Origin of the sequence: Streptomyces physcomitrii (genome assembly GCF_012273655.1) — a bacterium.
GTDB lineage: Bacteria > Actinomycetota > Actinomycetes > Streptomycetales > Streptomycetaceae > Streptomyces > Streptomyces physcomitrii.
This window is the reverse complement of record NZ_JAAWWP010000002.1, coordinates 318,017-330,070: the sequence shown is the minus strand read 5'-3', so window position 1 is coordinate 330,070 and position 12,054 is coordinate 318,017. Positions and strand designations below refer to the sequence as shown.

Annotated in this window: 8 protein-coding genes; 6 read left to right on the top strand and 2 right to left on the bottom strand. The window is 73.7% G+C overall.

The annotated features are described in order from the left end of the window. Positions 1–175 precede the first annotated feature (175 nt). From HFV08_RS04640 to sucD, 3 genes are all read left to right on the top strand, one after another. Positions 176–1,345 (top strand): VWA domain-containing protein, encoded by a 1,170-nt coding sequence (locus HFV08_RS04640; protein WP_168536142.1) that lies wholly within the window; start codon positions 176–178, stop codon positions 1,343–1,345. A gap of 558 nt (positions 1,346–1,903) precedes the next feature. Further along, positions 1,904–3,082: an ADP-forming succinate--CoA ligase subunit beta gene (sucC, locus tag HFV08_RS04635; RefSeq protein ID WP_040252896.1), complete on the top strand. Its 1,179-nt coding sequence runs from the start codon at positions 1,904–1,906 to the stop codon at positions 3,080–3,082. Between the two features lie 20 nt (positions 3,083–3,102). After that, complete coding sequence (gene sucD / locus HFV08_RS04630) at positions 3,103–4,020, top strand: succinate--CoA ligase subunit alpha (protein ID WP_168536140.1); 918 nt, start codon at positions 3,103–3,105, stop codon at positions 4,018–4,020. Between the two features lie 189 nt (positions 4,021–4,209). On the opposite strand, the gene HFV08_RS32685 is transcribed toward sucD, so the two are convergent. Then, positions 4,210–5,529 (bottom strand): transcriptional regulator, encoded by a 1,320-nt coding sequence (locus HFV08_RS32685; protein ID WP_168536138.1) that lies wholly within the window; start codon positions 5,527–5,529, stop codon positions 4,210–4,212. Between the two features lie 189 nt (positions 5,530–5,718). Here HFV08_RS32685 and HFV08_RS31050 point away from each other — a divergent pair, with 189 nt between their 5' ends. Beyond that, the gene (locus tag HFV08_RS31050) at positions 5,719–8,085 is read left to right on the top strand and encodes a cell division protein PerM (RefSeq protein ID WP_210429844.1); all 2,367 of its coding nucleotides are present in this window, start codon (positions 5,719–5,721) and stop codon (positions 8,083–8,085) included. Positions 8,086–8,171: 86 nt separating this feature from the next. Here the strand turns inward: HFV08_RS31050 and HFV08_RS04615 are convergent, their stop codons facing one another. Then, entirely contained in the window at positions 8,172–9,026 is an 855-nt protein-coding gene (locus tag HFV08_RS04615) for a hypothetical protein (RefSeq protein ID WP_168536136.1), read from the bottom strand. Positions 9,027–9,671: 645 nt separating this feature from the next. Here HFV08_RS04615 and purN point away from each other — a divergent pair. Both purN and purH read left to right on the top strand, forming a co-directional pair. After that, positions 9,672–10,301 (top strand): phosphoribosylglycinamide formyltransferase, encoded by a 630-nt coding sequence (gene purN, locus HFV08_RS04610; RefSeq protein ID WP_168536134.1) that lies wholly within the window; start codon positions 9,672–9,674, stop codon positions 10,299–10,301. Next, on the top strand, positions 10,298–11,929 hold the full coding sequence (purH, locus tag HFV08_RS04605) for a bifunctional phosphoribosylaminoimidazolecarboxamide formyltransferase/IMP cyclohydrolase (protein WP_168536132.1): 1,632 nt from the start codon (positions 10,298–10,300) through the stop codon (positions 11,927–11,929). Before purN ends, purH begins: the two co-directional genes overlap by 4 nt. The last annotated feature ends 125 nt before the right edge of the window (positions 11,930–12,054 follow it).

Sequence of the window (12,054 nt, the reverse complement as noted above, 5' to 3'; positions counted from 1 at the left end):
CAGGCAGGACGGCAAGCAGCACGGCAGACAGTTGAGCGGCGAGGCGGATGGGGGAGTGACGGCGGTGAACGGCACGAGGCGGGATCCGGCACAGGGCGCTGGATCGGCGGGTCGGGGAGATGCGGGGGCGGTCCCGGCGGCGGCCCATGCGGGGGCCCCGGAGGCGGGGGCCCACATGGCGGCCCCGGAGGCGGCGGCCGGGGCCGAGGAGCGCTTGCGGCGCTGGCGGCTGGTGCTCGGCGGCGAGGCGGCCGACGGCACCGGGCAGGCGCTGAGCGGGCGCGACGCGGCGATGGACGGGGCGCTCTCCGCGCTCTACGGGGGCAAGGACAACCAGGGCCGGGGCAGGGAGCGTTCGGCGGGGCTCGGGGCCTCCGCGCCCTCGGTGGCCCGGTGGCTCGGGGACATCCGCACGTACTTCCCCTCCTCCGTCGTGCAGGTGATGCAGCGCGACGCCATCGACCGGCTGGGCCTGAGCACCCTGCTCCTGGAGCCGGAGATGCTGGAGGCGGTGGAGGCCGATGTCCACCTCGTCGGCACCCTGCTCTCGCTGAACAAGGCCATGCCGGAGACCACCAAGGAGACGGCGCGGGCGGTCGTACGGAAGGTGGTCGAGGACCTGGAGAAGCGGCTGGCGACCCGGACCAGGGCGACGCTCACCGGCGCCCTGGACCGCAGCGCGCGGATCAGCAGGCCGCGCCACCACGACATCGACTGGAACCGCACCATCGCGGCCAACCTCAAGCACTACCTGCCCGAGTACCGCACCGTCGTGCCGGAGCGGCTGATCGGCTACGGCAGGGCCGCGCAGTCGGTGAAGAAGGACGTGATCCTCTGCATCGACCAGTCCGGTTCGATGGCCGCCTCGGTGGTGTACGCCTCGGTGTTCGGTGCCGTACTGGCCTCGATGCGCTCCCTGGCGACCCGGCTGGTGGTCTTCGACACGGCGGTGGTCGACCTGACGGACGAACTCGACGACCCGGTGGACGTCCTCTTCGGCACCCAACTCGGCGGCGGCACCGACATCAACCGGGCGCTGGCGTACTGCCAGTCGCAGATCACCCGCCCCGCCGACACCGTGGTCGTCCTCATCTCCGACCTCTACGAGGGCGGGATACGCAACGAGATGCTCTCCCGGGTGGCCGCGATGAAGGCCTCCGGGGTCCAGTTCGTGACCCTGCTCGCCCTGTCCGACGAGGGCGCCCCCGCCTACGACCGGGACCACGCCGCCGCCCTGGCCGCTCTGGACGCACCCGCCTTCGCCTGCACACCCGACCTGTTCCCGGAGGTGATGGCCGCCGCCATCGAGAAGCGGCCGCTGCCGATTCCCGACACCGGGAAGTGAGGGTGGCCGCGGGCCTGCCGCCCTGGGTCAGGGAGTAGCCGAGGGAGCCGGAGTGAGCCGGCGGAGAGGCGCGCGCGGAGGTCACCCGAACCGGCCACATCCTTCCTGCCGCTGACCGACTGACCGGCTGACCGGCTGACCGGCTGACCGGCTGACCGGCTGACCGGACCCGCCCGCTCAGCCGGGTCATGCGCGTCAGCCGGGTCATGCGCGCCCGTGACGTCCCTCCGCGGCTGCGAAGTCAGGGATTCCGTACGTGCGGTGCGTGGCAAGATGCCTGGTCGGTCACCACATGTGGAGTTCGTGTGACGGTGAGTTTTCAGTATTGTCACTAACGGAGTTGTGACAGGTATCACCGCTCAGGTGTGACCTGTGATTTAGGGACCCCGCCCCGGCGGCGATAACCTGCCGGACGGACATGCCGCGCACCGGACTCCGTGTGCGCCTCCCTTGTGACATGCGAACAGCTGAGGTCACGTTGCCCGTCGCGGCACGCCCATGCAGACAGCAGAGACGCTGAAAGCCAGAGCGGCGAGATCACGATAGGGACGGACGCGCGTGGACCTGTTCGAGTACCAGGCGAGGGACCTCTTCGCCAAGCACGGTGTACCGGTGCTGGCCGGTGAAGTCATCGACACGCCTGAGGCGGCGCGCGAGGCCACCGAACGCCTTGGCGGCAAGTCGGTCGTGAAGGCGCAGGTGAAGGTCGGCGGTCGCGGCAAGGCCGGCGGCGTGAAGCTGGCCGCGAGCCCCGACGAGGCCGTCGCCCGCGCGACGGACATCCTCGGGATGGACATCAAGGGCCACACGGTCCACAAGGTGATGATCGCGGAGACCGCTCCGGAGATCGTCGAGGAGTACTACGTCTCCTACCTGCTCGACCGCACCAACCGCACCTTCCTGGCCATGGCCTCGGTGCAGGGCGGCATGGACATCGAGGAGGTCGCGGAGAAGACCCCCGAGGCCCTCGCCAAGGTCCCGGTCGACTCCAACGAGGGCGTGACCCTGGAGAAGGCCCGCGAGATCGTGGCCCAGGCGAAGTTCCCGGCCGAGGTCGCCGAGAAGACCGCCGAGGTCCTGGTGACCCTGTGGGACACCTTCGTCGCCGAGGACGCGCTCCTGGTCGAGGTCAACCCGCTGGCCAAGGTCGCCAGCGGTGACATCCTCGCCCTCGACGGCAAGGTCTCCCTGGACGCCAACGCCGACTTCCGCCAGCCGGAGCACGAGGCGCTGGAGGACAAGGACGCGGCGAACCCGCTCGAGGCCGCCGCCAAGGCCAAGAACCTCAACTACGTCAAGCTGGACGGCGAGGTCGGCATCATCGGCAACGGTGCCGGTCTGGTCATGTCCACCCTGGACGTGGTCGCGTACGCCGGTGAGAAGCACGGCGGCGTGAAGCCCGCCAACTTCCTCGACATCGGCGGCGGCGCCTCCGCCCAGGTGATGGCGAACGGCCTGGAGATCATCCTGGGCGACCCGGACGTCAAGTCCGTCTTCGTCAACGTCTTCGGCGGCATCACCGCCTGCGACGAGGTCGCCAACGGCATCGTCCAGGCCCTCGCGCTCCTCAAGGACAAGGGCGAGGACGTCACCAAGCCGCTGGTCGTGCGCCTCGACGGCAACAACGCGGAGCTGGGTCGCAAGATCCTCTCGGACGCGAACCACCCGCTCGTGCAGCGCGTGGACACCATGGACGGCGCGGCCGACAAGGCCGCCGAGCTGGCTGCCGCCAAGTAAGGACCGAGGGAACCGCAACCATGGCTATCTTCCTCAACAAGGACAGCAAGGTCATCGTCCAGGGCATGACCGGCTCCACCGGCATGAAGCACACCAAGCTCATGCTGGGCGACGGCACCAACATCGTCGGCGGCGTCAACCCGAAGAAGGCCGGCACCGAGGTCGACTTCGACGTCCCCCAAGGCCCGAATGGCCAGGGAGGTGCCCCCACTTCGGTCCCCGTCTTCGGTTCGGTGGCCGAGGCCATCGAGAAGACCGGCGCCGACGTCTCCGTCCTCTTCGTGCCCCCGGCCTTCTCCAAGGCCGCGGTCGTCGAGGCGATCGACGCCGAGATCCCGCTCGCCGTGGTCATCACCGAGGGCATCGCGGTCCACGACTCCGCCGCCTTCTGGGCGTACGCGAAGGCCAAGGGCAACAAGACCCGGATCATCGGCCCGAACTGCCCCGGCCTGATCACCCCCGGCCAGTCCAACGCGGGCATCATCCCGGGCGACATCACCAAGCCGGGCCGCATCGGCCTGGTCTCGAAGTCCGGCACGCTGACGTACCAGATGATGTACGAGCTGCGCGACATCGGCTTCTCCTCCGCCGTCGGCATCGGCGGTGACCCGGTCATCGGCACCACGCACATCGACGCGCTGGCGGCCTTCCAGGAGGACCCGGAGACCGAGCTGATCGTGATGATCGGCGAGATCGGCGGCGACGCCGAGGAGCGCGCGGCCGACTTCATCAAGGCCAATGTCACCAAGCCGGTCGTCGGCTACGTCGCGGGCTTCACCGCCCCGGAGGGCAAGACCATGGGCCACGCCGGCGCCATCGTCTCCGGCTCCTCCGGCACCGCCGCGGCGAAGAAGGAGGCCCTGGAGGCCGCGGGCGTCAAGGTCGGCAAGACCCCGACCGAGACGGCCAAGCTGGCCCGCGAGATCCTCGGCGGCTGAGCCGAGGGCGGCACTGCACGAGAGCAGCACGGCAACAGCGGCGGGCCCGCATCCCCGAGGGGGTGCGGGCCCGCCGCTGTGCGTGGGCGCTCCGGTCTTGTGGGGTCCGTAGCTGTGCCGGTCTGCTGCCGGTACCGGGACCGGGACCGGGACCGGGACCGGGACCGGCGCCCGGGTCTCATGGCCGGGTCAGTCCAGGTCCGGGTGGAGGCGTTCGGGGCCGCTGAGCGGGCCCTCGGTGAGGCGGGCGTGGAGTTCTCCCGCCTGGTGGCCCGGTGACTGCGGTCCCATCCGCGCGGGGACCCCGCCCACCGGGGCGCCGTGCGGGACGGGCGGCTCGTAGTGGCCGGGCGCGGTGTGCAGGGTGAAGACGGTCGCGGTGACCACGGCGGCGGTCAGCCCGAGGGCCGCCCGGGTCCACTGCCGGGTGCGCCGTTCGCTGAGCTTCCGCATCCGCGCGGGGCGCGGACCCTCGGCCGCGCTCTCCTCGGCCAGGCGCGCGAGCCGTTCCCGCAGGGCGTGCACGGCGCTTAGTTCCGGAACCCGCGCGCCCACGATCCGGCGCGCGTGCCGGAGCCGGTTGGTGGTGGCCGCCGTGCTCGACTCGGTCTCGGCCGCGGTCTCCGGCAGCGGCAGACCCACCCCGTCGTGCAGGACCAGCGTCCTGCGGTACGTCGGCGGCAACTCGCCCAGAACCGCGAGGAGTTCACGGTCCTGACGGTGCGCGGGCGGGGTGCCGCGCCGCTCCCGCCCGGGCCGCAGCCGGTGCCAGGGCGACAGCGCGTACTCGTGCGCGGCGGCCCGCACCCACCCCGCCGGATCGGGGTCGGCGGCCACCTCGGGCCAGTGCCGCCAGGCGTGCTGGAAGGCCTGCTCCACGGCCTCGCAGGCGAGCCGGCGGTGCCCGGTGAGCAGATAGGTCTGCCGCACCAGCGCGGCGGACGTCAACTCGTAGAGGGAGTCGAAGAGTTCGCCGGGGGAGGGGCTCTCCGGCGGAGGGTTCGGGGCCTTTTCCAAGGCCGCGTCCGCGCCCGTTCCTGGGTTCGCGTCTTGCGGATTCGCGTCCGTGTCCGGGGCCGCATCCGGGGCCGCATCCGGATCCGAGTCCGAGTCCGGATCCGAGTCCGGGCCCGAAGCCCCGTCTGGTGCCGATACCGACACGGAAGCCGAAGATGACGCGGCGTCAGCTGCCACTGCCTCAGGCGCCGTTGCGTCGGATTCCTCAGCTGCGGAATCAGCGCGGGCCGGGGAGTCGGAACTCCCTTGCGGAGAAACGGAGTTGGCCGCCTCCGTACCCACCGAGGGCGTGATGTCGAGCCCCAACTCCCGTACGTACGGAGTGAGAAGCTCGGCCTCCGGCTGGGCGCGGCCCTTCTCCCAGCGGCGCAGGCGGGAGACGGGGACGCCGAGCCGGGAGGCGAGGGCGGAGCGGCTGAGGTTCCTGGCCTCGCGCAGCCGCCGGAGTTCGGCCGCCGGGGGGAGCGCGCGGGCGTGCGGGGTCTGGGTCATGGCTGGCTCTCCGTGCCGGGGGTCACGGTGCCGGATCCGCTGCCGGATTCCGTACCGCGGAGGCGGTGGGGCCGACCCGTCTCCAGTTTGTACGAAAATTGCATAAGAGTATTTGTAGCGACACATCGGGCAATCTGCTGTTACGACGCGAAAGCGCGTGTCGTTGGGAGCATGGCGAGCGTGAACCCGATGAGCGACCGCAGCCCGACCCTGCCCTCCCTGCTCGCCAAGCCCTCACTCGCCTCCCGGCTGCGCCCCTCGCGACTGCGCGAACGGGCCCCGGGCCTCGGTACGGCCGCGTTCTCGGGCGCGGTCGCCGCCGGACTCGGGCTGGGCACCCTGGCGGTGGTCGTGCTCGCCCTGTGGATCAGCTCGCCCTTCCCGGACAGCGGTCCCGGCGCCGCCCTGCACACCGCCTCCTCCCTGTGGCTGCTGGCCCACGGCGTGGAACTGACCCGTACCGACACCTTCACCGGCACCCCCGCCCCGGTCGGGCTCACCCCGCTGCTCCTGACCGTGCTGCCCGCGCTCGCCGTGCACCGCGCGGCGCGGGACGCGGTCCGCGGGGACGAGGGCCGCCCGGGGATGCCCGCGCAGGCGGCCTGGATCGGGGTCGCCCTGGGCTATCTGGCGGTCGCCTTCGGGGTGATGTGCTACGCCACCGGCGGCGAACTGAAGCCCTCCTGGGACAGCGCCTTCGTACGGCTGCCGCTGCTCGCCGTCCTCGCCGCCGTCACCGGCGCCTGGACCGCCCCCGGGTACTGGCGGGTCCCGCTGCCCCGCTTCGTACGGCGCCGTATCGGCTTCATGCCCGCCCCGGTGCGCCGGGCGGTCGCGGGCGCGGTGGGCGAGTGGTACCCGGAGAGCGGCGCGGCCCGCCGTACGCTGCCCGCCGTCGCGACCCGGTCCGGTGTCGCGGGCGCCCTCGTCCTGGTCGGCGGCGGCGGACTGCTCGTCGGCCTCTCGCTGGTCCTGCACCTGTCCGGCGCCGAGGACTCCTTCCGGCAGCTGACCGGCGACTGGCCGGGCCGCTTCGCCGTCCTGCTGCTCGCCCTCGCCCTCGTCCCCAACGCCTCGGTCTGGGGCGCCTCCTACGCCCTCGGCCCCGGCTTCGTCCTCGGCACCGGGCAGGCCGCGGCGCCCTTCACGGCCACCACCGAACCGCTCTTCCTGCCCTCCTTCCCGCTGCTCGCGGCGGTGCCCCGGGGGACCCTCCCGGAGCCCCTGGTCTGGGCGCTCGCCGCGGTACCGGTCGTCGCCGGGCTCACCGTCGCCTGGTTCACGCTCGGGGTCGCCGCCCCCGCGGGCGCGCCCCGCGAGGCGGCCTGGAGCCGGGGGCGCACCGCCCTCGCCGCGCTCCTCGGCGCGGCCGTCTGCGGGGTGCTGATGGCCGGGCTCGCCGCGATGTCGGGCGGCCCGCTCGGCGTGGACGTCCTGTCCCGGCTCGGCCCCTCCTGGTGGCGGACCGGGTTGGCGGCCCTGCTCTGGACGGCCGCCGTCGCGGTGCCGCTCGCGCTGCTGCTGCACGCCTGGCGCACTCGCAGGCGCCGGTGGCGGGCCTGGCGTCAGGCGCGCCGGACGGCGGCGGAGGCGCGGCGGGCCGAGCGGGCCGAGCTGCGGGCCGCCGCGCGCGAGCGCAAGCGGGGCGAGCGGGAGGCGGCGCGCGCGGAGCGGGCCGCCGCGAAGCAGGTGGCGAAGGAGGCCGCGGAGTCCGCGAGGCTCGCGAAGCGCGAGGCCGCCGACCACGCCCGTACGTCCGCCGCCCAGGACAAGGCCGCCCGGCGCCTCGCCGCCGCCCAGGAGAAGGCCGACCGCCGGAAGTCCGCGACCGAGGCGAAGACCGCGCGGCGGGAGTCCGCCGCGGAAGCCAAGGCGGCCAGGAAGCAGGCGGCGGAGCAGGCCAAGTCGTCCAAGCGGCAGTCGGCGACCGAGGCCCGGCCTCCGTCCGAGTCCGAGGCCGACGGTCACCCCGAGGTCGACGGCCACCCCGAGTCCGAGACCGACGTCCAGCCCAGGGCCGAGACCGACGTCCGGCCCAAGGCCGGACCCACGCCCGGCCCCGAGGGTCGGCCCAAGCCCGAGGATCAGCGCAAGCCCAAGGATCAGCGCAAGTCCGAGGACCACTCCAAGCTCGAAGACGAGCCCAAGCCCGAAGACCGACCCAAGCCCGAGGATCAGCGCAAGCCCGAGAACCATCCCCAGGCCGAGCCCCCGGCCCCAGAGGAAGACGCCCAGGCAGCCGATACGGGCAAGGAGTCACGCCGGGCGGCGAAGGCGCGGAAGCGTGAGGAGCGGGAGGCGGCGCGGGCGCGCAGGCGGCAGGACAAGGAGTTGGCGCGGTTGCGCACACTGGAGGAGCGGGCGGCGCAACGGGAGGCGAAGGAGTCCGCGCGGGCGCTCAGGCGCGAGGAGAAGGCGGCGGCGAAGGTCCCGGCAAGCGGACCCGGGCTCACCACCAGCGGTGCCGAGACCGCCGCATCCGGCAGCACCCGCCCCGCGGCCACCGACTCCCAGCCGCCGAGTGCCGACTCCGCGGACTCCGGCACCTCCGAGTGACCTGCCCCTGACCCGACGCCCACCCCCTGCCCCGATCGCCGCAGCCCGCAGCCCGCGCCTCCGCGCCCCGCGCCCCGCGCCGCCCCTCAGTCCTGGTTGCCCAGAGCCGGGCGCAGGTCCTCCGGGAGGAGGCGGTCGCAGTTCTGTTCGGCGGTCAGGGTGAGGGCGTCGGCGGTGCAGGTGTAGAAGTCGGCGTAGGCGACGCGGGCGGCGAAGGCCGAGGCGAGCAGGGTGAGGGCCAGGGAGGAGGTCACCAGGCCGGTGACGGCGGCCGTCCGCTGCTGCTTGCGTCCGCCGGGGGTCGTGGCCGGGGCGGGCGGTGCGGGGCGGTCGGGATCCGCGGGCGGGTTGGACTCGGGCCCGGCCGGCCGGGCACGCAGGGCGCTGATGGCCCAGAACATCGCGAGGGAGGCGAGCAGCAGGGCCACGCCGCCGAAGAACCACGAGCGGAACGGCCAGTCGAAGAGGGCGAAGAAGAAGCCCCACATGCCGGACAGCAGGGCGTAGCGGGCCCGGCGCTGGTTCGGGTCGGTGGGGTCCCAGCGGTTCTGCGCGCCGGGGCCCTCGGGACCGCCGCCGCGTCCCGGCCGCTCGCCGAAGCCGTCCTGGGAACGCCCGGGCTGCCGGTCGCTCCACTGCCCCCAGGGCTGGTTGCCGTTGCCGTGGCCCTGGCCCTCGTGGTCGCCGCCGTCCTGCCCGGTGGGCCTGCGCGGCTGCCAGGGCCGGTCGGGGGTGCCCTCCGGCGGCGGGGCGAAGGGGTTGTCCTCGGCGGGGGTCTCGCCGCGGCCCTCGGGAGCGCCGCTCCCGCCGCCCTGTTCGCTCGGCGGCGAGGGGCGGCGCTCGCGGAGCAGGACGGCCGGGCCGTGCCCCGCCGCCGCGGCGGGCACCGTTGCGGGAGAGAGCGTGCGGAGCGTGGGGCGGCTCGGGCTGCGGTCCGGCATCAGGTGTGCGTCTTCCCTGGTTCGTGGCGGGTCGTATCGGGTGCGTCGGTCGTCTGGGTCGTGCGGGTCGTGCAGGTCCTGCGGGCCGTACGGAGCGCGGTGGTGCGGATGGTGCGGATCGGGCGGGTCGTACGGAGCGCGGTGGTGCGGGTGGTGCGGCGCGCGCTCCGCCGCACTCTACGGCGCCCGGGGCGGGCGGCCGGGCGCGCACTGCCCGTATGCCGTCCCGGGACCTCGCACCGGCCGCGGTGCCGGTCCCGGCGCGCCGCCCGCCTGCCCGCACCGTGGAGAACGAGCGGACACCCGGCGGCGTTCCCGTGACGGACACCCGGCGGCGTTCCCGTGACGGACTCCGGGGCGTCTCCGGGACGGGAACCGCCGCCTCCGCACGGAGGAAACCGGGGCGTCCCGTGACGGATCCCCGGCAGACGCTACCTGCCGCCGGTGCCCCCGTCCCGAGGGGGCGGGCGGGACTGCCGGTATCGTTGCTGCCGGTCGGCTGCTTCGTAGAGTCCCCCGTACGGCGGGACGCGGAGTCTTCGTAGGAACGCACCATCCCCGCGGAGGGCCGCACGGCAGCGCGGCCGAGACAGGAACGCCGGCCCGACCGGAACACCGAACGCTCCCGTGAGAAAGGGCCCCGCCGTGGCCGCCAAGCGCCTCGTCGTGCTGGTCTCCGGATCAGGTACGAATCTGCAGGCACTCCTCGACGCGATCGAGGCGGACGGGGCGGAGGCCTACGGCGCCGAGATCGTCGCCGTCGGAGCCGACCGCGAGGGCATCGTGGGCCTCGAGCGCGCCCGCGCCGCCGGTCTGCCCACCTTCGTCTGCCGGGTGCGGGACCACGCCACCCGCGCGGACTGGGACGCCGCCCTCGCCGAGGCGACCGCCGTCCACGAGCCGGACCTGGTGGTCTCGGCCGGGTTCATGAAGATCGTGGGGAAGGAGTTCCTCGCGCGCTTCGGGGGACGCTTCGTCAACACCCATCCCGCCCTGCTGCCGAGCTTCCCCGGCGCCCACGGTGTGCGCGACGCGCTCGCCTACGGCGCCCGGGTCACCGGCTGCACCGTCCACTTCGTCGACGACGGTGTCGACACCGGCCCGATCATCGCCCAGGGCGTGGTCGAGGTGGTGGAAGAGGACACCGAGGAGGGCGAGGCCGCCCTCCACGAGCGCATCAAGGAAGTCGAGCGAGCACTGCTCGTCGAGGTCGTGGGGCGCCTGGCCCGCAACGGCTACCGCATTGAGGGACGAAAGGTACGACTCCTCCCATGAGTTCCAAGAGTTCGCTGAGTTCGCACGGTGGGACCGCCGAGGGCGCGGGGGACGCCGCCGAGGACACCCGGCGGCCGATCCGCCGCGCGCTGGTCAGCGTCTACGACAAGACCGGACTCGAAGAGCTGGCCCGCGGCCTGCACGAGGCCGGGGTCGAGCTGGTCTCCACCGGTTCCACCGCCGGGCGGATCGCCGCCGCCGGGGTCCCGGTCACCAAGGTCGAGGAGCTGACCGGCTTCCCCGAGTGCCTGGACGGCCGGGTCAAGACCCTGCACCCGCGGGTCCACGCGGGCATCCTCGCCGACCTGCGCCTCGACTCGCACCGCGCGCAGCTCGACGAACTGGGCGTGGCGCCCTTCCAGTTGGTGATCGTCAACCTCTACCCCTTCCGGGAGACGGTCGCCTCGGGCGCCACCCCCGACGAGTGCGTGGAGCAGATCGACATCGGCGGCCCCTCGATGGTCCGCGCCGCCGCCAAGAACCACCCCTCGGTCGCGGTGGTCACCAGCCCCGCGCAGTACGGGGACGTGCTGGCCGCGGCGGGCGCGGGCGGCTTCGACCTGGCCGCGCGCAAGCAGCTCGCCGCGGCGGCCTTCCGGCACACCGCCGCCTACGACGTCGCCGTCGCCTCCTGGTTCGCCGACCCCGCCGCCAACGGCGGCTACACGGCGGACGAGGACAGCGGCCTGCCCGGCTTCCTCGGCCACACCTACGAGCGCGCCGGCGTCCTGCGCTACGGCGAGAACCCGCACCAGGCCGCCGCGCTCTACGTGGACGGCACCGGCGGCCTCGCCGAGGCGGAGCAGCTGCACGGCAAGGAGATGTCGTACAACAACTACACGGACACCGACGCCGCGCGCCGGGCCGCGTACGACCACGACGAGCCCTGTGTCGCGATCATCAAGCACGCCAACCCCTGCGGTATCGCCGTGGGTCCGGATGTCGCCGAGGCGCACCGCAAGGCGCACGCCTGCGACCCGCTGTCCGCCTTCGGCGGGGTGATCGCGGTCAACCGCCCGGTCTCCAAGGAGATGGCGGAGCAGGTCGCCGAGATCTTCACCGAGGTCATCGTCGCCCCGGACTACGAGGACGGCGCCCTGGAGGCGCTCGCCAGGAAGAAGAACATCCGGGTCCTCCGCGCCCCCGAGGCACCGGCGAACGCGGTCGAGGTCAAGCCGGTCGACGGCGGCGCCCTGCTCCAGGTCACCGACCGGCTGCAGGCCGCGGGCGACGACCCGGCGAGCTGGACGCTGGCCACCGGTACGGCGCTCTCCCCGGCCGAGCTGGCCGATCTCGCCTTCGCCTGGAAGGCCTGCCGCGCGGTCAAGTCCAACGCGATCCTGCTCGCCAGGGACGGCGCCTCGGTCGGCGTCGGCATGGGCCAGGTCAACCGCGTCGACTCCGCGAAGCTCGCCGTCGAGCGGGCGGGCGAGGAGCGCGCCCGCGGTGCCTTCGCCGCCTCGGACGCCTTCTTCCCGTTCCCGGACGGGCTGGAGATCCTGACCGCCGCGGGCGTCAAGGCCGTGGTGCAGCCCGGCGGTTCGGTCCGCGACGAGCTGGTGGTGGAGGCCGCGGAGAAGGCGGGCGTGACGATGTACTTCACCGGCACGCGGCACTTCTTCCACTGATTCCGCCGGGGCCGCGGCGCGGGCGCCGTCCGGCGGATGGCGCCCCTGCCCGGTGACAGGCACGACAGCGGCGGTCCCCACCCGCCGGGGGGGGGACGCCCCGGTCGTCGCGGTGCGGCGGTGGG

What these genes read in the sequence shown, in the direction of transcription:
- HFV08_RS31050 (WP_210429844.1), top strand. Translation starts at nt 5,719, where the DNA reads ATGAGCGACCGCAGCCCGACCCTGCCCTCCCTGCTCGCCAAGCCCTCA.
- HFV08_RS32685 (WP_168536138.1), bottom strand. Translation starts at nt 5,529, where the DNA reads ATGACCCAGACCCCGCACGCCCGCGCGCTCCCCCCGGCGGCCGAACTC.
- sucD (WP_168536140.1), top strand. Translation starts at nt 3,103, where the DNA reads ATGGCTATCTTCCTCAACAAGGACAGCAAGGTCATCGTCCAGGGCATG.
- HFV08_RS04615 (WP_168536136.1), bottom strand. Translation starts at nt 9,026, where the DNA reads ATGCCGGACCGCAGCCCGAGCCGCCCCACGCTCCGCACGCTCTCTCCC.
- HFV08_RS04640 (WP_168536142.1), top strand. Translation starts at nt 176, where the DNA reads ATGGCGGCCCCGGAGGCGGCGGCCGGGGCCGAGGAGCGCTTGCGGCGC.
- purH (WP_168536132.1), top strand. Translation starts at nt 10,298, where the DNA reads ATGAGTTCCAAGAGTTCGCTGAGTTCGCACGGTGGGACCGCCGAGGGC.